This window comes from Klebsiella michiganensis (assembly GCF_002925905.1).
In the GTDB taxonomy this organism is placed as follows: Bacteria; Pseudomonadota; Gammaproteobacteria; order Enterobacterales; family Enterobacteriaceae; genus Klebsiella; species Klebsiella michiganensis.
Genome location: NZ_PRDB01000004.1, coordinates 312,435 through 334,617 on the forward strand (window position 1 = coordinate 312,435; position 22,183 = coordinate 334,617).

Here is a 22,183-nt window from a genome sequence, read left to right on the forward strand (position 1 = left end):
CTTACTTTACCAACCACGCGCAGCAGCGACAAGGCGCAAAAATCATCTGCTGCGGTGAAAATTAGTGCAGTTCGTTACCTTTGTTACAAATTTGACTGAGTCCGTCCAACGCAGAAATCTTCAGCAGCGCTCCGCGCTTGAATCTGCAACCTGTCAAAGGTCATTCACTGGCATTTACATTGCGACAATCCGGCAGGTAGACAAGCACACCCCCATCACTATGGCGCGCATTATTCTACGTGAAATCACGCTAAACGGCAGATCAAACAGAGTATCTTTGCGAATATTTTTTCACATTTGTGTCAAGTGGCTGTGAGGCGGCAAAAAATTCCCCCTGGCCACCGGTAACACCGCATTGAGACAGCACCTGCCACTCGCTTCGGCTGAGTACGCCGGTTGCGAAAACCTGAACCGGCATTCCTTTACAGGCTTCTACCAGGCTCTGCACCAGCAGCTGATTTTCACTGCGTTTTTCTATATTGCGCGATAACCCCGAATGCAGCTTAATCACTTCAACATCGAGCTGCTTGATCCAGCTGGTTCCAACCAGCGTCAAACCGGCCTGAACCACGGCAATTCGAATACCTAAAGCGTTAACCAACCGCATAACCGGCTGCAGGCGGCCGATATATTGACAAACATCCGCCTCTGCAAGTTCAAAAATAATACGTCGACGGTGCGATTTTTCGCATTGCATCAAAGTATCGCGCAGCCAGCGCTGGAATCGAGGGCGGATCAAGGACTCGACCGTCACCTGCAGCGCGAGGTTTTCTTCCGGCCAAAAGCCTAAAAACGGCAGAAATCGCGTAATTTGCAAACGGTCATACTCCTCCGCCAGGCCAAACTGCAGCACCATCGGCATATATTCGGCCGCAATCACCTCTTCCTTACCATCATAAAGACGGCACATTAGCTCACGATGATGTACGCGACCATCACGAGTGACGGCGGGTTTCTGGTAAAGTCGCGGGCCGCCGCGGCTAAGCATTTGCTCGATAAGCGTACGCCAGCGCACGTTGCCACGCCCTTTCTCCGGCAGAGAATCGTCATAGACGGCCCAGCTGTTGCTGCCCTGCAGCACCGCATTACGCGTGGCCGCTTCCGCATGCCCCATTACCTGGGCCGCCGTTTGTCCGCTGCGGAAAGCGCAGATCCCGATATGCATCATATCGTCACGATCGAGAATTCGCGTCGGCGGCAGGGCATCCATGGCTTTCAGGAGTAACCCGGCAATGCTGTCCGCCTCTTTCAACGTGCGATGCGGAAGCAGGACGGCAAAATCGCTGCGGTGGTAGCGAGCCAGCAGTGCGCCAGGGTAGCGCATAATAAAAGTGGAAAGCATATTGATCAGCGTAAAGTAGTGCTCTTCGGTCGCTGCGCGTCCCCAGTTATCGCGCAGCAGGTCGAAATCCGGCAGGCGGATCATCATTACGATGCCGTATGACCCCACTTTCTCCTGATCTTCAAGCAGCGTCGACAGCTGATTATCAAAAAATAATCGGTTACTCAGCCCGGTTTTTGAATCCTGCGCGACATAGGAACGGATCAGAGTATCCATACGGCTTCGCTGATCGCTGGCGAACTGAAGTTCGGATAGCAGCATATCCAGCGCGCTACTGGTATTCGCTGGCCACTCGTGTACCGACCCTCGCACCTGCGGTCCGCGTTCGCCATTAAGAATACGCGCAGTGCGGAGTTCCAGTAGCTCCTGGCCCGCCAGCTGGCGACGGATCCAGCGTACGGAAAAAAAGATAATCAGCACCATAAAACCAATGGCGATGGAGAGCGGCGCGGTGATGTGCAGTGAACGGAAGTAATTGGCCATCGGATCCAGGTACACCAGATGGATTGCCATACCGGGCTGCTTGAGCGACGGTACCGTGATATCGCGAAACTGATTGCTGCTACCTAAAGGACGATAGTTATCGGTGCGGGAATGGCTATAGACCGATTTGCCATTAAGCTGAAAGTCAACGCGCGTCGCGTCGATCGGCGTCATCAGCTCATCCATCTGCGGTTCAATCTGGTCAAAAGACATAGAGACCAGACGGTTATCCAGCATGGTCGCCACCGCCTGAACGCGGTTGGTCATTTTTAGCTGAATGCCGTTGTAAAAACTCAGCGAAGCGCCAATCAGCGTGACAAAGATCGTCAGGCTGGTGAGTAACGTGACAAACGCTGAGAATTTCGTCGTTAATCGCATCCCTGTGTTAACTCCGCGTGTGAATGACTACCCGATAAACATCCGGGCTCCTGTGCTGGCGCCTAAACTAAAGTAAGCACTAACTTTCTAAAGAGCGACGCATACTATCAAAGCTGGCGCATCTGGCAATTTATTGCGTTACATCGGTGTAATAATGCCGTTAGCGAGTATAGTCTGCAGAAAAAATTTTCCAATCATCCAACCTATGAGGACCGGCGCATGCAGGCTTTAATCTTAGAACAGCAGGATGGCAAAACTCTCTCTTCGGTGCAAACCATTGACGCCAGCCAGCTGCCGCAGGGGGATGTGACAGTGGATATCCACTGGTCCAGCCTTAACTATAAAGATGCGCTGGCCATCACCGGTAAAGGAAAAATTATCCGCAACTTTCCGATGATTCCTGGCATCGATTTTGCTGGTTTTGTCCACAGCAGCGAGGATCCGCGTTTCCACGCCGGCCAGCAAGTCCTGCTGACCGGATGGGGCGTGGGGGAAAACCACTGGGGCGGACTGGCGGAGCGCGCTCGCGTTAAAGGCGACTGGCTGGTGGCGATGCCGCAAGGCCTGGATGGTCGTAAAGCCATGGTCATTGGGACCGCTGGTTTCACCGCGATGCTGTGCGTGATGGCGCTGGAAGACGCCGGGGTTAGTCCGGAAGATGGCGAAGTCGTGGTCACCGGGGCCAGCGGCGGCGTCGGCAGCACCGCGGTCGCTTTGCTGCATCATCTCGGGTACAAGGTGGCGGCGGTTTCCGGGCGCGAAAGCACCCATGAATATCTTAAAAACCTCGGCGCGCAGCGCATTCTTAGCCGCGATGAGTTCGCCGAAACCCGCCCGCTGGAAAAACAGCTGTGGGCCGGTGCCGTTGATACCGTTGGCGATAAGGTGCTGGCAAAAGTGCTGGCGCAGATGAACTACGGCGGCTGCGTGGCGGCCTGCGGTCTGGCAGGCGGCTTTGCCCTGCCCACGACCGTGATGCCGTTTATTCTGCGTAACGTGCGCCTGCAGGGCGTTGATTCGGTAATGACGCCAGCCGCGCGCCGGGCCGAGGCCTGGCAGCGTCTGGTGCGCGATCTGCCGGAATCCTTCTATGCGCAAAGCGCGACGGAAATCTCCCTCGCCGAAGCCCCTGAATTTGCCGATAAGATCATGACCAATAAGATTCAGGGGCGCACGCTGGTTAAAATCGCCTAATCTGCAATTTTTCGTGACATATTCGCAATAACGCTCCGCCTCCGTCATGCTAAGAAAAACGCACGACGGAGGATGCCATGAAATCCAAAAAACTGACGGAAGCCGACGTAACGGCAGAATCCGTTTTTATGCTGCAGCGTCGCCAGATCCTGAAAATGTTGGGAATTAGCGCCACCGCCCTTTCCCTCTCACCCTCCGCGCAAGCTGACCTGCTGGATTGGTTTAAAGGCAACGACCGCCCGCCGGCGCCGGCAGGTAAAGCGCTGACGTTCGATAAACCGGCGCAATGGCAAAACACTCTCACGCTCACGCCGGAAGATAAGGTATCAGGCTACAACAACTTTTATGAGTTCGGCCTGGATAAAGCCGATCCGGCGGCCAATGCCGGAAGCCTGCGCACTGATCCCTGGACGCTGACGATTGGCGGCGAAGTGGCAAAACCCCTTACGCTCGATCATGACGACCTGACCAGCCGATTTCCGCTGGAAGAGCGAATTTACCGGATGCGCTGCGTCGAAGCCTGGTCGATGGTGATTCCCTGGGTCGGCTTCCCGCTGCATAAATTGTTATCGCTGGTCGAGCCCACCAGCAATGCGCACTACGTCGCGTTTAAAACGCTTTATGCGCCTGAGCAGATGCCGGGTCAAAAAGACCGTTTTATCGGCGGCGGGCTGGCGTATCCCTATGTCGAAGGGCTGCGGCTTGACGAGGCCATGCATCCTCTGACGCTGCTTAGCGTAGGCGTGTATGGCAAAGCGCTACCTCCGCAAAACGGTGCGCCGGTCCGACTCACCGTGCCCTGGAAGTACGGTTTCAAAGGGATTAAGTCTATCGTCAGTATCGAACTGACGCGTGAACGTCCCCCCACGACCTGGAACCTCGCCGGACCTGAGGAGTATGGCTTCTACGCCAACGTCAATCCGCACGTCGATCACCCCCGCTGGTCGCAGGCAACTGAGCGCTTTATCGGCGCAGGCGGCGTACTCGACGTCAAACGCCAGCCAACACTGCTCTTCAACGGCTATGCTGACGAAGTGGCTTCGCTCTACCGGGGCCTGAATTTGCGGGAGAATTACTAGTGCGCCTGACTGTAAAGCAGATTACCTGGCTGAAAGTGTTTCTCCATCTGGCCGGATTTTTGCCTTTTGTCTGGCTCTTCTGGGCCGGACATCAGGGGTATTTCAGCGCCGACCCGGCAAAGGATATCCAGCACTTTACCGGTAGGATGGCTCTTAAATTCCTGCTGGCTACCTTGCTTGTTTCGCCGCTGGCGCGCTACGCTAAACAGCTGTTATTGATACGCACCCGGCGCTTACTTGGTTTATGGTGCTTTGCCTGGGCTACGCTGCATTTGACCAGCTATACGCTGCTCGAACTTGGGATTAACAATCTGGCGCTATTGGGTACAGAAGTCCTCACCCGCCCTTATCTGACGCTGGGGTTAATCAGCTGGCTGATTCTGCTGGCGCTGGCGGCGACGTCAACGCAAGCGATGCAGCGAAGATTGGGTCGTCGCTGGCAAACATTGCATAACTTCGTCTATGTTGTCGCGATCCTCGCCCCCATTCACTACCTGTGGTCGGTGAAGATTTTATCCCCCAACCGCTCATTTATGCGCTGCTGGCGATCCTGCTTTTAGCATGGCGATATAAGAAGTTCCGCCAGTGGTGGCGCTAATTCCGGATATGTGCAGTTTCCCGCAGTTCTTTTATCAACCGCCACTCTTTACACGATAGCGGTTGATAATCTTCCCTGATAAGACCAGTATTTAGCTGCCAAATGCTACGAAATCGTTATAATGTGCGACTTTGGTTTTCCTGACGGGCTTTTTGAGTCCCGAAAAGGTGACAATCGCGCATCGAAGGTATATTTTGTTTTTTACCCGAGAATGGCAGAAGATAGCCGCATATTGGCCGATAAGTTTCGTTTTTTGCTTTCGAGCATCGGAGGCTTAACCTGTCGGCTTCTGAAGAAGCGCGGCGTCTTGCAACAGCAGTAATTCATATGCTTTACAGACGGTGCTAACACGCCTGTCACAATCACACTAAACAAAGAGTACGGAACCCACTCATGGATATTCGTAAGATTAAAAAACTGATCGAGCTGGTTGAAGAATCAGGCATCTCCGAACTGGAAATTTCTGAAGGCGAAGAGTCTGTACGCATCAGCCGTGCCGCGCCAAACGCAGGTTTCCCGGTGATGCAACAGGCTTACGCCGCACCGATGATGCAGCAACAGCCAGCGCTGTCTAACGCAGTCGCCTCTGCGGCAACGCCAGCAATGGAAGCCCCTGCGGCAGCGGAAATCAGTGGCCACATCGTACGTTCCCCAATGGTTGGTACTTTCTACCGCACCCCGAGCCCGGACGCGAAAGCCTTCATCGAAATCGGTCAGAAAGTTAACGCGGGCGATACCCTGTGCATCGTTGAAGCCATGAAAATGATGAACCAGATCGAAGCCGATAAATCCGGCGTGGTGAAAGCCATTCTGGTCGAAAGTGGTCAACCGGTAGAATTTGACGAGCCACTGGTCGTCATCGAATAACGAGGCGAACATGCTGGATAAAATTGTTATCGCCAACCGCGGCGAGATTGCATTGCGTATCCTGCGTGCCTGTAAAGAACTGGGCATCAAGACCGTTGCTGTGCACTCAACGGCGGATCGCGATTTAAAACACGTATTGTTAGCGGATGAGACGGTCTGTATCGGCCCGGCTCCGTCCGTAAAAAGCTACCTCAATATCCCGGCGATTATCAGCGCTGCTGAAATCACCGGCGCGGTGGCTATTCACCCGGGTTACGGATTTTTGTCCGAAAACGCAAACTTCGCTGAGCAGGTTGAGCGTTCCGGCTTTATCTTTATCGGCCCGAAAGCTGACACAATCCGCCTGATGGGCGACAAAGTGTCTGCGATCACCGCGATGAAGAAAGCGGGCGTTCCGACCGTACCGGGCTCTGATGGCCCGCTGGGCGAAGATATGGACGTTAACCGCGCCCATGCAAAACGCATTGGCTACCCGGTGATTATCAAAGCCTCCGGCGGCGGCGGCGGTCGCGGTATGCGCGTTGTGCGCAGCGATGCTGAGCTGGCGCAATCCATCTCCATGACCAAAGCGGAAGCCAAAGCCGCGTTTAACAACGACATGGTGTATATGGAGAAATACCTGGAGAATCCTCGTCACATCGAGATCCAGGTACTGGCTGACGGTCAGGGTAACGCTATCTATCTGGCTGAGCGCGACTGCTCCATGCAGCGTCGTCACCAGAAAGTGGTCGAAGAGGCGCCAGCGCCGGGCATTACGCCGGAACTGCGTCGCTATATCGGCGAGCGTTGCTCCAAAGCGTGCGTCGATATCGGCTATCGCGGCGCGGGTACTTTTGAGTTCCTGTTCGAAAACGGCGAGTTCTATTTCATCGAAATGAACACCCGTATTCAGGTTGAACACCCGGTAACCGAAATGATCACCGGCGTCGACCTGATTAAAGAGCAGCTGCGCATCGCAGCCGGCCAGCCGCTGTCCATCAAGCAGGAAGAAGTTGTGGTTAAAGGCCATGCGGTGGAATGCCGTATCAACGCCGAAGACCCGAACACCTTCCTGCCGAGCCCGGGTAAAATTACCCGCTTCCACGCGCCGGGCGGTTTTGGCGTGCGCTGGGAGTCTCATATCTACGCGGGCTACACCGTGCCTCCGTACTATGACTCAATGATCGGTAAGCTGATCTGCTATGGCGAAAACCGTGATGTCGCGATTGCCCGCATGAAAAATGCGCTGCAGGAGCTGATTATCGATGGCATCAAAACCAACGTTGATCTGCAGATTCGCATCATGAACGACGAGCATTTCCAGAATGGTGGCACCAATATCCACTATCTGGAGAAAAAACTCGGATTGCAGGAGAAGTAATTCTGCCATCGCTGCAAAAGGCCGGATAATCCGGCCTTTTTTCTTTTTCTCTCCTCTCCTCTTTTCCATGCGGTACAATCCCCGCTTTCTTTATCCTCAAGGGACAAAAAATGGACAAACGCTTTGTTCAGGCCCATAAAGAGGCGCGCTGGGCGCTGTGGCTAACCCTTCTCTATCTTGCGGCCTGGCTGGCTGCCGCCTATCTGCCGGGTGTCGGTATTGGCCTAACCGGCCTGCCGTACTGGTTCGAAATGGCCTGCCTGCTGGTACCGCTGGTGTTTATTCTGCTGTGCTGGGCGATGGTAAAAGTTATCTATCGCGATATTCCTCTGGAGGATGACGATGCAGCTTGAAGTCATACTGCCGCTTATCGCCTACCTGCTGGTGGTGTTTGCTCTCTCCATCTATGCAATGCGTAAGCGCGCAACGGGTTCCTTCCTGAACGAATATTTTCTCGGCAGCCGCTCGATGGGCGGCATTGTATTAGCCATGACGCTTACCGCTACCTATATCAGCGCCAGTTCGTTTATAGGCGGCCCCGGCGCGGCCTATAAATATGGCCTCGGCTGGGTGCTTCTGGCGATGATCCAACTTCCGGCGATCTGGCTTTCTTTGGGGATTTTGGGTAAGAAATTCGCCATTCTGGCGCGCCGCTATAATGCCGTAACCCTGAACGATATGCTCTTTGCCCGCTACCAAAGCCGTCTGCTGGTCTGGCTCGCGAGCCTGAGCCTTCTGGTGGCGTTTGTCGGGGCAATGACGGTGCAGTTCATCGGCGGGGCGCGGTTGCTGGAAACCGCAGCGGGTATTCCCTACGAAACCGGTCTGCTGATTTTTGGCGTGAGTATCGCGCTCTATACCGCGTTCGGCGGTTTTCGTGCCAGCGTCCTCAACGACACGCTCCAGGGAATGGTGATGCTGGTCGGCACTATCGTCCTGCTGGTTGGCGTCGTTCATGCGGCGGGCGGGCTACATAATGCGGTAGAAACCCTGCAAACCATCGATCCTAAGCTGGTTTCCCCGCAGGGGGCTGATGACATTCTTTCCCCCACCTTTATGACCTCCTTCTGGGTGCTGGTCTGCTTCGGGGTGATTGGCCTCCCGCACACCGCCGTTCGCTGCATCTCCTATAAAGACAGCAAAGCGGTGCACCGGGGAATTATCATTGGCACCATCGTGGTGGCGATCCTGATGTTTGGGATGCATCTTGCGGGTGCGTTAGGCCGGGCGGTGATCCCGGATCTGACGGTGCCGGATCTGGTCATCCCGACGCTCATGGTGAAAGTCTTGCCGCCCTTTGCCGCCGGGATCTTCCTCGCCGCGCCGATGGCCGCCATTATGTCGACGATCAACGCCCAGCTGCTGCAAAGTTCCGCTACGATCATTAAAGATCTGTATCTGAATCTGCGCCCCGAGCAGATAACAAATGAAGCCCGGTTGAAGCGGATGTCGGCAACGATCACCTTGCTGCTGGGCGCTTTACTGCTGCTGGCAGCCTGGCGTCCGCCTGAGATGATTATCTGGCTCAACCTGCTGGCGTTCGGCGGCCTGGAGGCCGTGTTCTTATGGCCGCTGGTGCTGGGCCTGTACTGGGAACGCGCGAACGCGAAAGGGGCGTTGAGCGCGATGATCGTCGGCGGCGTACTCTATGCCATACTCGCCACTTTTAATCTGCAGTACCTGGGCTTCCATCCGATAGTGCCCGCGTTGCTGTTAAGCTTATTGGCTTTCCTGGTCGGAAACCGGTTCGGTACCTCCGCCCCGCAAGCCGCCGTATTGACTACTGATAAATAAAGAGTTTTGCCATGCCATGGATCCAACTGAAACTGAACACTACCGGCGCGAACGCGGAAGAGCTGAGCGATGCGTTAATGGAAGCGGGTTCCGTTTCCATTACTTTCCAGGATACGCACGACACGCCGGTATTCGAACCTCTGCCGGGCGAAACCCGTCTGTGGGGCGATACTGACGTTATCGGCCTGTTTGACGCCGAGACCGATATGAAAGAAGTGATTGCGATGCTGGAGCAGAATCCGCTGCTGGGCGCCGGTTTCGTGCATAAAATCGAACAACTGGAAGACAAGGACTGGGAGCGCGAATGGATGGATAACTTCCACCCTATGTGCTTCGGTAAACGCCTGTGGATCTGCCCGAGCTGGCGCGATGTGCCGGATGAAAACGCCGTTAACGTGATGCTCGACCCGGGCCTGGCGTTTGGTACCGGTACACATCCCACCACGGCAATGTGCCTGCAGTGGCTGGATGGCCTCGATCTCGCGGGCAAAACGATTATCGATTTTGGCTGCGGCTCAGGCATTCTGGCCATTGCGGCATTAAAGCTGGGCGCCGCGAAAGCTATCGGTATTGATATCGACCCGCAGGCCATTCAGGCCAGCCGCGATAATGCCGAGCGTAACGGGGTTTCTGAACGCCTGGAACTCTATCTGCCTAAAGATCAGCCAGAGGCGATGAAAGCCGATGTGGTGGTCGCAAACATTCTGGCAGGCCCATTACGCGAACTGGCTCCGCTTATCAGCGTGCTGCCGGTTACAGGCGGTCTGCTGGGGCTTTCCGGCATCCTTGCCAGCCAGGCGGAAAGCGTTTGTGAAGCGTACGCCGATCTCTTTAACCTCGATCCCGTCGTGGAGAAAGAGGAGTGGTGCCGGATCACCGGTTATAAAAAGTAATCTCCCTGTGGCCTCATCGCAGGCCACCGCTTTTCGCGTTTTCTGTACAAAATCATTCGCTCAATGAGAATAAGATGATGCGGTAACGTATTGTAGTTACCAATAAAATCATAAATTTATTCATTGGACGAATGATATGAAAACAACTTTAGGCAAGGCGGCATTACTGGCGTTAAGCATGATGCCCGTGACGGTTTTCGCTTCCCACTGGAGCTATGAAGGCGAAGGTTCGCCGGAACACTGGGGGGCGCTCAACGAGGAGTACAAAACCTGTCAAAATGGTATGAATCAATCCCCTATCAACATCGATACCACGTTTAAGACACACCTTTCACCGCTGGATACGCACTACATTGATGGCCCCATTACGCTCATCAACAATGGTCACACTATCCAGGCGGGGTTAAAGACCACAACAGCGGATACCGTTACGATTGACGGTACGCCATTTACCCTTCAGCAGTTCCATTTTCATGCCCCGAGCGAAAACACCGTTCACGGTAAGCACTATGCGATGGAGATGCATCTGGTACATAAAAGCGCTCAAGGCGCCGTTGCCGTCGTGGCGGTGATGTTCGACCAGGGCGCGGAAAATAGCGAACTGAACAAACTGTGGGCCACCATGCCCGAGAAAGCCGATCAGACGGCTAAAATCGTCACCCAAATGGATCTCAACGCCCTTCTTCCCGCAGACAAGACATACTGGCGTTTCAGCGGCTCCCTGACCACGCCGCCTTGCTCCGAGGGGGTAACCTGGATTGTGCTTAAACATCCCCTGACACTTTCATCAGCGCAGCTGGCAAAATTTAGCCACGCTATGCATCACGATAACAATCGTCCGATACAGCCGCTGAATGGTCGCGTGGTCATAGAATAAACATCAGCTGTGCTTCACGATGATGTTCTGAAATGAGAGCCAACTCACATAAAGCCAAGGTAATTTGCTGATTTCTTCAGCAGATTATCTTGCCCGTTCCCTGTGCCGGGAAGAAAAAATGAGAAGTTAGACAAAATTATATGTGTAGATAAATTCATCACATGTTTTTAATGCAATGATTTATATAGCTAATTATTCATGCACACTGACCTGCAAGGCGATTCTTTGATCCACCGCAGAGGATTGCTCAAAGTTTGGCCTTTCATCTCGTGCAAAAAATGCGTAATATACGCCGCCTTGCAGTCACAGTATGGTCATTTCTTAACTCATGCGCATCGGACACTACCAGCTCAGGAATCGACTCATCGCAGCGCCTATGGCTGGCATTACTGACAGACCATTCCGCACGTTGTGTTACGAGATGGGAGCAGGATTGACCGTATCCGAGATGATGTCCTCTAACCCGCAGGTTTGGGAGAGCGACAAGTCACGCTTACGGATGGTGCACGTTGATGAGCCCGGTATTCGTACCGTGCAAATCGCCGGTAGCGTACCGGAAGAGATGGCTGCAGCCGCCCGTATTAACGTGGAAAGCGGCGCCCAAATTATTGATATCAATATGGGATGCCCGGCTAAAAAAGTGAATCGAAAGCTTGCAGGTTCAGCCCTCTTGCAGTACCCCGAGCAGGTGAAGTCTATCCTGACGGCGGTCGTCAAAGCAGTGGACGTTCCCGTAACTCTCAAGATTCGCACCGGTTGGGAACCGGAACACCGTAACTGTGTAGAAATTGCCCAACTGGCTGAAGAATGTGGCATTCAGGCTCTGACTATTCACGGACGCACGCGCGCCTGTTTGTTTAACGGAGATGCTGAGTACGACAGTATTCGGGCAGTTAAGCAGAAAGTTTCCATTCCGGTTATCGCGAATGGTGACATTACTGACCCGCTTAAAGCCAGAGCTGTGCTCGACTATACGGGGGCAGATGCCCTTATGATAGGCCGCGCAGCTCAGGGAAGACCCTGGATCTTTCGGGAAATCCAGCACTATCTGGACACTGGAGAGCTGCTGCCGCCGCTGCCGTTGGCAGAGGTTAAGCGCTTGCTTTGTGCACACGTTCGGGAACTGCATGGCTTTTATGGCCAGGCAAAAGGGTACCGAATCGCACGCAAACACGTATCCTGGTATCTGCAGGAACACGCTCCAGATGACCAGTTTCGGCGCACATTCAACGCCATAGAAGATTCCAGCGAACAGCTGGAGGCGTTGGAGGCATACTTCGAAAATTTTGCGTAATAGAAATAAAGAGCTGACAGAACTATGTTCGAACAACGCGTAAATTCTGACGTACTGACCGTTTCTACCGTTAACTCTCAGGATCAGGTAACTCAAAAGCCCCTGCGTGACTCGGTTAAACAGGCACTGAAGAACTATTTTGCTCAACTGAACGGTCAGGATGTTAATGACCTGTATGAGCTGGTACTGGCTGAAGTAGAACAGCCCCTGTTGGACATGGTGATGCAATACACCCGCGGTAACCAGACCCGTGCTGCCCTGATGATGGGCATCAACCGTGGTACTCTGCGTAAAAAATTGAAAAAATACGGCATGAACTGATACTAATCAGTTAAATGTTTGATATAAAAGGCGCTCTTCGGCATGGGGAAGCGCCTTTTTTATTACATGAATTTTAATGGCTGGCTATCGTCTGCCGCCCATTAGCCCCGCAAAGGATCGACATAATATTATCAACCAGGGCGGGTGCCTGGCGATACAGATCGAATTGCCCGGGCTCCACCAGCCAGTTTTTAATAATACCGGTAAATGCGCTGTGTAATACAATTAATGAAATTTCAACATTGGTTTCCACTGGCAATAATCCGTTACGAATACATAGCTGCAAAATGCTGCGAATAACCGGATAGCTAAAACCAATTCTCTTGCGAATCTCAGCTTCCGGCATCATGTCGCTGGAAAACTCACACTTCTGATACAGAATTTGCATTAAGGCACGTTGACGGGATTATTAGCGATATATTGTAAGCCAATAATAAATTTCTCTCGTAGCGTGCTGAGCGGATCCTGATCGTCTTTAAGGTTAAATTCATGCTGAAGCAGGTCGCGTAGCGGCAGCTGCTGTTGCCACATTTCATTAAATAGCTCAGCTTTGCTTGCAAAGTGCCAGTACACCGCTCCGCGCGTCACGCCAGCAGCATCAGCGATATCGGCTAAGGTCGTGCTGGTCACGCCACGTAAGGCAAACTGCTGAATGGCAGACTCAATCAGAAGCTGCCGCGTCTTTAACGCATCTTCTTTCGTTCTTCTGGGCATACGGTGCTCCACTCAATGCCAGATTGAGAGTGTGGGGAAATCGCTGGATACCTATAAACCTAACATCTGACAATCAATATTGTTTAGCAAAAATACAGATGAGTTAAATCTCAAACGCTCTCCAATAAATACACCGCGAGAATAATTAAGATAAATACATTCATATATTAAATATCAATGTAAGCAAATTTTAATTTAAGTTCATTCTAAAAACATTATTCCTGATATTTTGTTTTTACGTGCCTTGCTGATGGCTAAAAAATAACTATGTCTTACATCCATCGTTTTTTATTTGTAGGATAACAAACCGCATTTTAATTCATTATTTCTTGCACAGATTCGTGGCCATGCCTGGCTCATAATCTATAAGGAACAGCAATGACACCTCATGTCAGGGTTACACTTTTATCCAGCCTTATCATCCCGGCCATCCTGCTCAGCGGTTGCGATAATTCAGGCGATCGGCAACCGCATGCGCAGATACCTCAGGTCTCCGTTTATGTCGTACACAGCGCGCCGCTGTCCGTCACCACGGAGCTACCTGGCCGCACATCTGCCTACCGCGTCGCGGAAGTCCGCCCGCAGGTCAGCGGGATTATCCTGCAACGTAACTTTGTCGAAGGTAGCGATGTCACCGCTGGACAGTCTCTTTATCAAATCGATCCGGCGACCTATCAGGCGGCTTACAACAGCACAAAAGGTGATGAAGCGAAAGCAGAAGCCGCGGCGGCTATCGCCCACTTAACGGTAAAACGCTACGCGCCTCTTCTCGGCACAAAATATATCAGCCAGCAAGAATACGATCAGGCGGTGGCGACCGCGCGCCAGGCCGATGCCGATGTTATTGCCGCAAAGGCAGCCGTGGAAAGCGCGCGTATTAACCTGGCGTACACAAAAGTGACGTCGCCAATCAGCGGCCGCATCGGCAAATCCAGCGTGACCGAAGGTGCCCTGGTGACAAATGGTCAGGCTGACGCGATGGCGACGGTACAGCAGCTCGATCCCATTTATGTGGATGTCACTGAATCCAGTAATGATTTCATGCGCCTGAAACAGGAAAGCCTGCAGCACGGCAGTGACACCAAAAGCGTGCAGTTGATTATGGAAAACGGAAAACCTTATGCGCTTCAGGGCACGCTGCAGTTCTCTGACGTCACGGTAGATGAGAGCACCGGCTCTATTACGCTTCGCGCCATCTTCCCCAACCCACAGCACGCTCTGCTGCCAGGGATGTTTGTTCGCGCCCGTATTGATGAGGGCGTTTCACCGGATGCCATTCTCGTTCCTCAGCAGGGAGTCACCCGAACGCCGCGCGGCGATGCCAGCGTGATGCTCGTTAATGATAAAAACCAGGTGGAAACGCGAGCCGTCACAGCCTCACAGGCGATTGGCGATAAGTGGTTAATCACGAGCGGTCTGAAAGCCGGTGAAAAGGTTATCGTCAGCGGTCTGCAGAAAGTACGTCCCGGCGTCACCGTGAAGGCCGAAGAGGATACCGCGACGTCCGTCGCGCAATAAGGTACGAATCCCTATGTCTAAGTTTTTTATCCATCGACCGGTCTTCGCCTGGGTGCTGGCGATCATCATGATGATTGCCGGTGGCCTCGCAATTATGCAGCTACCGATTGCACAATACCCGACTATCGCGCCGCCAGCGGTGGCCATCTCCGCAACCTATCCAGGTGCGGACGCACAAACCGTTCAGGATACGGTGACTCAGGTTATCGAACAGAACATGAACGGTATCGATAATCTGATGTACATGTCCTCAACCAGCGATTCCGCAGGCGGCGTTACCATCACCCTGACCTTTAAATCAGGTACGGATCCGGATATTGCGCAAGTTCAGGTGCAGAATAAACTGCAGCTGGCGACGCCGCTTCTTCCTCAGGAAGTACAGCAGCAGGGGATTAGCGTCGAGAAATCAAGCAGTAGTTTCCTGATGGTTGCCGGATTCATCTCCGATAACACGAGCACCACTCAGGATGATATATCCGACTACGTTGCATCGAACGTCAAAGATACCATCAGCCGCCTTAACGGCGTCGGCGATGTACAGCTCTTCGGCGCGCAGTATGCCATGCGCGTCTGGCTGGACGGTAATCTCCTGAATAAGTACAACCTCACGCCTGTCGACGTCATTAACCAGCTGCAGGTACAGAACGATCAGATTGCAGCAGGCCAGCTTGGCGGTACGCCGGCCCTTAAAGGCCAGCAGCTAAATGCATCCATTATTGCTCAGACGCGACTGAAGGATCCGGCAGAGTTTGGCAAAGTGACTTTGCGCGTGAACGCGGATGGCTCAGTGGTGCACCTGAAAGATGTGGCACGTATTGAGCTGGGAGGTGAAAACTACAACGTTGTCGCAAAAATCAATGGAAAACCGGCTTCAGGACTGGGAATTAAGCTCGCTACCGGCGCCAATGCCCTTGATACCGCCGCCGCGATTAAAGCGAAGCTTGCCGAACTGCAGCCGTACTTCCCGCAGGGGATGAAGGTCGTCTATCCCTACGACACTACGCCGTTTGTGAAAATCTCTATTCATGAGGTTGTGAAGACGCTGTTTGAAGCGATTATCCTCGTCTTCCTGGTGATGTATCTGTTCTTACAGAATATCCGGGCCACGCTGATCCCCACCATTGCGGTTCCGGTCGTCCTGCTCGGGACCTTTGCCGTACTGGCAATGTTCGGTTACTCCATCAATACGCTAACGATGTTTGGTATGGTGCTGGCAATAGGCCTTCTGGTCGACGATGCTATCGTGGTGGTGGAAAACGTCGAACGCGTCATGGTAGAAGAGAAGCTTCCCCCAAAGAAGCGACGGAAAAATCAATGTCGCAAATTCAGGGGGCGCTGGTCGGCATTGCCATGGTGCTATCGGCAGTGTTTGTCCCGATGGCCTTCTTTGGCGGCTCTACGGGGGCGATCTATCGGCAATTTTCTATCACCATCGTCTCCGCCATGGCGCTGTCCGTCCTGGTCGCGCTGATCCTGACCCCCGCGCTTTGTGCCACATTACTGAAACCCGCATCAGCCGATCATCATGAGAAAAAAGGATTTTTTGGGTGGTTTAATGCGAAATTCGATCGTAGCGTGAACCACTACACTAACAGCGTTAGCGGGATCCTGCGCTGTACCGGACGCTACCTGATCATCTATTTGCTGATCGTTGTGGGTATGGCCGTCCTGTTTATGCGCCTGCCCACCTCCTTCTTGCCGGATGAGGATCAGGGGGTATTTATGACCATGATCCAGCTTCCTTCAGGCACAACGCAGGAACGCACGCAAAAGGTTCTTGATACGGTTACCGATTACTATCTGCATAAAGAGAAGGCGAATGTTGAAAGCGTCTTTACCGTTAACGGCTTTAGCTTTAGCGGTCAGGGTCAAAACTCCGGTATGGCGTTTGTCAGCCTGAAGCCATGGGAAGAACGCAGTGGCGCAGAGAATGGCGTTGAGGCAATCATCAAACGTGCGACCGTTGCCTTCAGTCAGATTAAAGATGCTATGGTCTTTCCTTTCAATCTGCCGGCAATTATCGAACTGGGTACGGCGACCGGTTTTGACTTTGAGCTTATCGATCAGGGTAACCTTGGCCATAGCGCGTTAACCCTGGCCCGTAATCAACTTCTGGGTATGGTGAGAGAGCATCCCGGCCAGCTGGTACGCGTTCGCCCCAACGGGCTCGAAGACACGCCGCAATTCAAGCTGGATGTTGATCAGGAGAAAGCTCAGGCTCTGGGGATTTCGCTATCCGATATCAATGAAACCATTTCCGCGGCGCTAGGGGGTTACTACGTCAACGACTTTATTGACCATGGACGAGTGAAAAAAGTCTACGTTCAGGCCGATGCAAAATTCCGTATGCTGCCGAGCGATATCAATAATATGTACGTCCGCAGCGCGAATGGCGAAATGGTTCCGTTCTCCGCCTTTGTCACCTCACGCTGGGTTTATGGTTCACCGCGCCTGGAGCGCTATAATGGCTTACCCTCTATGGAAGTTTTGGGTGAAGCTGCTCCGGGGAAAAGTACCGGCGATGCGATGATTTTAATGGAGCAGTTAGCCAGCAAGCTTCCTGCCGGTATTGGTTACGACTGGACGGGAATGTCCTATCAAGAACGTTTATCCGGTAATCAGGCGCCCGCGCTCTACGCCATTTCGCTTATTGTTGTCTTTCTGTGTCTTGCGGCGCTTTATGAAAGTTGGTCTATTCCCTTCTCCGTCATGCTCGTCGTTCCATTAGGGGTAGTTGGTGCATTACTGGCGGCGTCGTTACGCGGGCTTAATAATGACGTTTATTTCCAGGTGGGCTTATTAACAACTATCGGCCTCTCTGCGAAAAACGCGATTCTTATCGTGGAGTTTGCGAAAGACCTGATGGATAAAGAAGGCAAAGGAATTATCGAAGCCACACTTGAAGCATCGCGTATGCGTTTACGCCCTATCCTGATGACTTCGCTGGCCTTTATCCTCGGGGTTCTGCCTCTGGTTATTAGCCATGGAGCCGGCAGCGGCGCCCAAAACGCGGTCGGTACCGGCGTTATGGGCGGAATGCTGACGGCAACATTACTGGCGATCTTCTTTGTTCCTGTCTTCTTCGCCGTGGTAAGACGCCGCTTTACGAAACACGCAGAGTAAATATGTTTTTCTAAAGGCACCTTTCAGGTGCCTTTTTTTCGTCTGCGTTTCGATAACTATCCTGATGATATTAAATATATTTATTGCTGCGGTAACCAATACACATTATTTCCCCATAGTTATCTGGTTTTCTTCATGATATTTACGTTACTCATAAATTGAGATTATTTACTCTAGCGGCACCCCATATTGCTGATGATAAAATAAACCGTTCCGCGCAGGTATGGGTTCTCCAATACAGCGAAGCGGATTATTTAGAGGTAATATCATGAATAAAGTTATTCTAGTGGCATTGCTGGCAACGCTACTCGCCGGCTGTGCACATGACTCTCCGTGTGTACCGGTCTATGATTCTGAAGGCAGATTAGTGCACACCAATACCTGTATGAAAGGAACGACCCAGGATAACTGGGAAACCGCCGGCGCGATTGCCGGGGGCGCAGCTGCCGTCGCTGGCCTGACGCTCGGCATCGTGGCGTTGACTCGTTAATTCCTTTCTTTTCTCTGCCATGACAGGTGCCGGAGCGAGCTCCGGCACCGCTTTTCCCGAAGGTAAGCTCCACAATGCTTAAACTGCAATACCGGCAGCTGAAGCTCGGGAAACGATCCTTTAGATAAGATCAAATGGGCAAATTGTCATTGCCAGGTCTGGTATAAATGGATATTTTCTCAGCCGCATAAACGCAAAAAGCCCATCCTGACGGATGGGCTTTTCACTTATTTGATGCCTGGCAATGCCCTACTCTCACATGGGGAGACCCCACACTACCATCGGCGCTACGGCGTTTCACTTCTGAGTTCGGCATGGGGTCAGGTGGGACCACCGCGCTATCGTTGCCAGGCAAATTCTTTTCAAATCGCCGAACTTTAACCTAAAAACTGGTGCTGATACCCAGAGTCGAACTGGGGACCTCACCCTTACCAAGGGTGCGCTCTACCAACTGAGCCATATCAGCACACTTAATTTGATGCCTGGCAGTTCCCTACTCTCACATGGGGAGACCCCACACTACCATCGGCGCTACGGCGTTTCACTTCTGAGTTCGGCATGGGGTCAGGTGGGACCACCGCGCTAGTGCCGCCAGGCAAATTCTTTGTGCTCAGTACGCAATTCTTTATCGCATCAGCTGCGTTGCCCGCGCTCGCAAAGTCAGTCACATACTTCAGTATGCTCCTTCCTTTCCTTCGCTTGTCGCCTTGCTGCTGCGCAAATTATTGCGTACTCAACTCTGAATCTAAGCTGAAATTGTTGTCTTCTCAGTCCGCCAAAACATCTTCGGCGTTGTAAGGTTAAGCCTCACGGTTCATTAGTACCGGTTAGCTCAACGCATCGCTGCGCTTACACACCCGGCCTATCAACGTCGTCGTCTTCAACGTTCCTTCAGGACTCTCAAGGAGTCAGGGAGAACTCATCTCGGGGCAAGTTTCGTGCTTAGATGCTTTCAGCACTTATCTCTTCCGCATTTAGCTACCGGGCAATGCCATTGGCATGACAACCCGAACACCAGTGATGCGTCCACTCCGGTCCTCTCGTACTAGGAGCAGCCCCCCTCAATTCTCCAGCGCCCACGGCAGATAGGGACCGAACTGTCTCACGACGTTCTAAACCCAGCTCGCGTACCACTTTAAATGGCGAACAGCCATACCCTTGGGACCTACTTCAGCCCCAGGATGTGATGAGCCGACATCGAGGTGCCAAACACCGCCGTCGATATGAACTCTTGGGCGGTATCAGCCTGTTATCCCCGGAGTACCTTTTATCCGTTGAGCGATGGCCCTTCCATTCAGAACCACCGGATCACTATGACCTGCTTTCGCACCTGCTCGCGCCGTCACGCTCGCAGTCAAGCCAGCTTATGCCATTGCACTAACCTCCTGATGTCCGACCAGGATTAGCTGACCTTCGTGCTCCTCCGTTACTCTTTAGGAGGAGACCGCCCCAGTCAAACTACCCACCAGACACTGTCCGCAACCCCGATCAGGGGCCCACGTTAGAACACCAGCCATTAAAGGGTGGTATTTCAAGGATGGCTCCATGCAGACTGGCGTCCACACTTCAAAGCCTCCCACCTATCCTACACATCAAGGACCAGTGTTCAGTGTCAAGCTATAGTAAAGGTTCACGGGGTCTTTCCGTCTTGCCGCGGGTACACTGCATCTTCACAGCGAGTTCAATTTCACTGAGTCTCGGGTGGAGACAGCCTGGCCATCATTACGCCATTCGTGCAGGTCGGAACTTACCCGACAAGGAATTTCGCTACCTTAGGACCGTTATAGTTACGGCCGCCGTTTACCGGGGCTTCGATCAAGAGCTTCTCCTTACGGATAACCCCATCAATTAACCTTCCGGCACCGGGCAGGCGTCACACCGTATACGTCCACTTTCGTGTTTGCACAGTGCTGTGTTTTTAATAAACAGTTGCAGCCAGCTGGTATCTTCGACTGATTTCAGCTCCACGAGCAAGTCGCTTCACCTACCATCAGCGTGCCTTCTCCCGAAGTTACGGCACCATTTTGCCTAGTTCCTTCACCCGAGTTCTCTCAAGCGCCTTGGTATTCTCTACCTGACCACCTGTGTCGGTTTGGGGTACGATTTGATGTTACCTGATGCTTAGAGGCTTTTCCTGGAAGCAGGGCATTTGTCACTTCAGCACCGTAGTGCCTCGTCATCACACCTCAGCGTTAGTGACGTTCCGGATTTACCTGGAACATCCGCCTACATGCTTAAACCGGGACAACCGTCGCCCGGCCAACATAGCCTTCTCCGTCCCCCCTTCGCAGTAACACCGAGTACAGGAATATTAACCTGTTTCCCATCGACTACGCCTCTCGGCCTCGCCTTAGGGGTCGACTCACCCTGCCCCGATTAACGTTGGACAGGAACCCTTGGTCTTCCGGCGTGCGGGTTTTTCACCCGCATTATCGTTACTTATGTCAGCATTCGCACTTCTGATACCTCCAGCAACCCTCACAGGCCACCTTCAACGGCTTACAGAACGCTCCCCTACCCAACAACACATAGTGTCGCTGCCGCAGCTTCGGTGCATGGTTTAGCCCCGTTACATCTTCCGCGCAGGCCGACTCGACCAGTGAGCTATTACGCTTTCTTTAAATGATGGCTGCTTCTAAGCCAACATCCTGGCTGTCTGGGCCTTCCCACATCGTTTCCCACTTAACCATGACTTTGGGACCTTAGCTGGCGGTCTGGGTTGTTTCCCTCTTCACGACGGACGTTAGCACCCGCCGTGTGTCTCCCGTGATAACATTCTTCGGTATTCGTAGTTTGCATCGGGTTGGTAAGTCGGGATGACCCCCTAGCCGAAACAGTGCTCTACCCCCGAAGATGAGTTCACGAGGCGCTACCTAAATAGCTTTCGGGGAGAACCAGCTATCTCCCGGTTTGATTGGCCTTTCACCCCCAGCCACAAGTCATCCGCTAATTTTTCAACATTAGTCGGTTCGGTCCTCCAGTTAGTGTTACCCAACCTTCAACCTGCCCATGGCTAGATCACCGGGTTTCGGGTCTATACCCTGCAACTTAACGCCCAGTTAAGACTCGGTTTCCCTGCGGCTCCCCTATACGGTTAACCTTGCTACAGAATATAAGTCGCTGACCCATTATACAAAAGGTACGCAGTCACCCAACAAGTGGGCTCCTACTGCTTGTACGTACACGGTTTCAGGTTCTTTTTCACTCCCCTCGCCGGGGTTCTTTTCGCCTTTCCCTCACGGTACTGGTTCACTATCGGTCAGTCAGGAGTATTTAGCCTTGGAGGATGGTCCCCCCATATTCAGACAGGATACCACGTGTCCCGCCCTACTCTTCGAGTTCACAACCTGTGCGTTTTAGTGTACGGGAGTATCACCCTGTACCCTGCGACTTTCCAGACGCTTCCACTAACACACAAGCTGATTCAGACTCCGGGCTGCTCCCCGTTCGCTCGCCGCTACTGGGGGAATCTCGGTTGATTTCTTTTCCTCGGGGTACTTAGATGTTTCAGTTCCCCCGGTTCGCCTCGTTTGACTATGTATTCATCAAACGATAGTGCAACGAATTGCACTGGGTTTCCCCATTCGGACATCGCCGGCTATAACGGTTCATATCACCTTACCGACGCTTTTCGCAGATTAGCACGTCCTTCATCGCCTCTGACTGCCAGGGCATCCACCGTGTACGCTTAGTCGCTTAACCTCACAACCCGAAGATGTTTCGTAAAACATCGTCGTGTCGCGAAAATTTGAGAGACTCGAACACACTTAAACAGTGTGTCGTTTCAATTTTCAGCTTGATCCAGATTTTTAAAGAGCAAATATCTCAAACGTCACCCGAAGATGAGTTTTGAGATAT

The 22,183-nt window shown here is 52.7% G+C and carries 13 protein-coding genes, 1 tRNA gene, 3 rRNA genes and 3 pseudogenes; 14 read left to right on the top strand and 6 right to left on the bottom strand.

What is annotated here, in order from left to right; genetic code table 11:
- Window positions 1–262: 262 nt before the first annotated feature.
- On the bottom strand, window positions 263–2,203 hold the full coding sequence (gene csrD / locus CDA56_RS12420; RefSeq protein WP_103815442.1) for an RNase E specificity factor CsrD: 1,941 nt from the start codon (window positions 2,201–2,203) through the stop codon (window positions 263–265).
- A 219-nt stretch (window positions 2,204–2,422) separates the two neighbouring features.
- Here csrD and acuI point away from each other — a divergent pair, with 219 nt between their 5' ends.
- The 11 genes and pseudogenes from acuI (at window position 2,423) to fis (ending at window position 12,480) form a co-directional block, all read left to right on the top strand.
- The gene (acuI, locus tag CDA56_RS12425) at window positions 2,423–3,397 is read left to right on the top strand and encodes an acrylyl-CoA reductase (NADPH) (protein WP_048263765.1); all 975 of its coding nucleotides are present in this window, start codon (window positions 2,423–2,425) and stop codon (window positions 3,395–3,397) included.
- A 77-nt stretch (window positions 3,398–3,474) separates the two neighbouring features.
- A complete protein-coding gene (gene msrP, locus CDA56_RS12430; RefSeq protein ID WP_102803994.1) occupies window positions 3,475–4,476 on the top strand; it encodes a protein-methionine-sulfoxide reductase catalytic subunit MsrP in 1,002 nt (333 codons plus the stop codon).
- Window positions 4,476–5,074: pseudogene (gene msrQ, locus CDA56_RS12435) on the top strand (protein-methionine-sulfoxide reductase heme-binding subunit MsrQ). Before msrP ends, msrQ begins: the two are co-directional and overlap by 1 nt.
- 393 nt (window positions 5,075–5,467) lie before the next feature.
- Window positions 5,468–5,941 (top strand): acetyl-CoA carboxylase biotin carboxyl carrier protein, encoded by a 474-nt coding sequence (accB, locus tag CDA56_RS12450; protein ID WP_004125844.1) that lies wholly within the window; start codon window positions 5,468–5,470, stop codon window positions 5,939–5,941.
- Between the two features lie 10 nt (window positions 5,942–5,951).
- On the top strand, window positions 5,952–7,301 hold the full coding sequence (gene accC, locus CDA56_RS12455; RefSeq protein WP_004125846.1) for an acetyl-CoA carboxylase biotin carboxylase subunit: 1,350 nt from the start codon (window positions 5,952–5,954) through the stop codon (window positions 7,299–7,301).
- Window positions 7,302–7,411: 110 nt separating this feature from the next.
- Entirely contained in the window at window positions 7,412–7,654 is a 243-nt protein-coding gene (locus CDA56_RS12460; RefSeq protein ID WP_064358922.1) for a YhdT family protein, read from the top strand.
- A complete protein-coding gene (gene panF / locus CDA56_RS12465) occupies window positions 7,644–9,095 on the top strand; it encodes a sodium/pantothenate symporter (protein ID WP_032751512.1) in 1,452 nt (483 codons plus the stop codon). Before CDA56_RS12460 ends, panF begins: the two co-directional genes overlap by 11 nt.
- Window positions 9,096–9,106: 11 nt before the next feature.
- Window positions 9,107–9,988, top strand: coding sequence for a 50S ribosomal protein L11 methyltransferase (prmA, locus tag CDA56_RS12470; protein WP_014227021.1), 882 nt, complete (start codon window positions 9,107–9,109; stop codon window positions 9,986–9,988).
- A gap of 136 nt (window positions 9,989–10,124) precedes the next feature.
- Window positions 10,125–10,865: a carbonic anhydrase gene (locus CDA56_RS12475; RefSeq protein WP_004854712.1), complete on the top strand. Its 741-nt coding sequence runs from the start codon at window positions 10,125–10,127 to the stop codon at window positions 10,863–10,865.
- A 328-nt stretch (window positions 10,866–11,193) separates the two neighbouring features.
- The gene (gene dusB, locus CDA56_RS12480; RefSeq protein ID WP_014227023.1) at window positions 11,194–12,159 is read left to right on the top strand and encodes a tRNA dihydrouridine synthase DusB; all 966 of its coding nucleotides are present in this window, start codon (window positions 11,194–11,196) and stop codon (window positions 12,157–12,159) included.
- A 24-nt stretch (window positions 12,160–12,183) separates the two neighbouring features.
- Window positions 12,184–12,480 (top strand): DNA-binding transcriptional regulator Fis, encoded by a 297-nt coding sequence (gene fis / locus CDA56_RS12485; RefSeq protein WP_000462905.1) that lies wholly within the window; start codon window positions 12,184–12,186, stop codon window positions 12,478–12,480.
- Between the two features lie 73 nt (window positions 12,481–12,553).
- Here fis and envR read toward each other — a convergent pair.
- A pseudogene (gene envR / locus CDA56_RS12490) lies at window positions 12,554–13,194 on the bottom strand (acrEF/envCD operon transcriptional regulator).
- Between the two features lie 378 nt (window positions 13,195–13,572).
- Between envR and CDA56_RS12495 the strand changes: the two are divergent.
- The 3 genes and pseudogenes from CDA56_RS12495 (at window position 13,573) to CDA56_RS12505 (ending at window position 18,325) form a co-directional block, all read left to right on the top strand.
- A complete protein-coding gene (locus CDA56_RS12495; protein ID WP_032751519.1) occupies window positions 13,573–14,712 on the top strand; it encodes an efflux RND transporter periplasmic adaptor subunit in 1,140 nt (379 codons plus the stop codon).
- Between the two features lie 13 nt (window positions 14,713–14,725).
- Window positions 14,726–17,835 (top strand): annotated as a pseudogene (locus tag CDA56_RS12500) (efflux RND transporter permease subunit).
- Window positions 17,836–18,103: 268 nt separating this feature from the next.
- Complete coding sequence (locus CDA56_RS12505) at window positions 18,104–18,325, top strand: hypothetical protein (RefSeq protein WP_032751522.1); 222 nt, start codon at window positions 18,104–18,106, stop codon at window positions 18,323–18,325.
- Between the two features lie 236 nt (window positions 18,326–18,561).
- On the opposite strand, the gene rrf (CDA56_RS12510) is transcribed toward CDA56_RS12505, so the two are convergent.
- From rrf (CDA56_RS12510) to CDA56_RS12525, 4 genes are all read right to left on the bottom strand, one after another.
- Window positions 18,562–18,677, bottom strand: a 5S ribosomal RNA gene (gene rrf / locus CDA56_RS12510).
- A 38-nt stretch (window positions 18,678–18,715) separates the two neighbouring features.
- Window positions 18,716–18,791, bottom strand: a tRNA-Thr gene (locus tag CDA56_RS12515).
- A 14-nt stretch (window positions 18,792–18,805) separates the two neighbouring features.
- Window positions 18,806–18,921, bottom strand: a 5S ribosomal RNA gene (rrf, locus tag CDA56_RS12520).
- A gap of 200 nt (window positions 18,922–19,121) precedes the next feature.
- Window positions 19,122–22,027, bottom strand: a 23S ribosomal RNA gene (locus CDA56_RS12525).
- Window positions 22,028–22,183 lie beyond the last annotated feature (156 nt).

What these genes read in the sequence shown, in the direction of transcription:
- dusB (WP_014227023.1), top strand. Translation starts at nt 11,194, where the DNA reads ATGCGCATCGGACACTACCAGCTCAGGAATCGACTCATCGCAGCGCCT.
- CDA56_RS12475 (WP_004854712.1), top strand. Translation starts at nt 10,125, where the DNA reads ATGAAAACAACTTTAGGCAAGGCGGCATTACTGGCGTTAAGCATGATG.
- csrD (WP_103815442.1), bottom strand. Translation starts at nt 2,203, where the DNA reads ATGCGATTAACGACGAAATTCTCAGCGTTTGTCACGTTACTCACCAGC.
- acuI (WP_048263765.1), top strand. Translation starts at nt 2,423, where the DNA reads ATGCAGGCTTTAATCTTAGAACAGCAGGATGGCAAAACTCTCTCTTCG.
- CDA56_RS12505 (WP_032751522.1), top strand. Translation starts at nt 18,104, where the DNA reads ATGAATAAAGTTATTCTAGTGGCATTGCTGGCAACGCTACTCGCCGGC.
- prmA (WP_014227021.1), top strand. Translation starts at nt 9,107, where the DNA reads ATGCCATGGATCCAACTGAAACTGAACACTACCGGCGCGAACGCGGAA.
- panF (WP_032751512.1), top strand. Translation starts at nt 7,644, where the DNA reads ATGCAGCTTGAAGTCATACTGCCGCTTATCGCCTACCTGCTGGTGGTG.
- fis (WP_000462905.1), top strand. Translation starts at nt 12,184, where the DNA reads ATGTTCGAACAACGCGTAAATTCTGACGTACTGACCGTTTCTACCGTT.
- msrP (WP_102803994.1), top strand. Translation starts at nt 3,475, where the DNA reads ATGAAATCCAAAAAACTGACGGAAGCCGACGTAACGGCAGAATCCGTT.
- CDA56_RS12495 (WP_032751519.1), top strand. Translation starts at nt 13,573, where the DNA reads ATGACACCTCATGTCAGGGTTACACTTTTATCCAGCCTTATCATCCCG.
- accC (WP_004125846.1), top strand. Translation starts at nt 5,952, where the DNA reads ATGCTGGATAAAATTGTTATCGCCAACCGCGGCGAGATTGCATTGCGT.
- CDA56_RS12460 (WP_064358922.1), top strand. Translation starts at nt 7,412, where the DNA reads ATGGACAAACGCTTTGTTCAGGCCCATAAAGAGGCGCGCTGGGCGCTG.
- accB (WP_004125844.1), top strand. Translation starts at nt 5,468, where the DNA reads ATGGATATTCGTAAGATTAAAAAACTGATCGAGCTGGTTGAAGAATCA.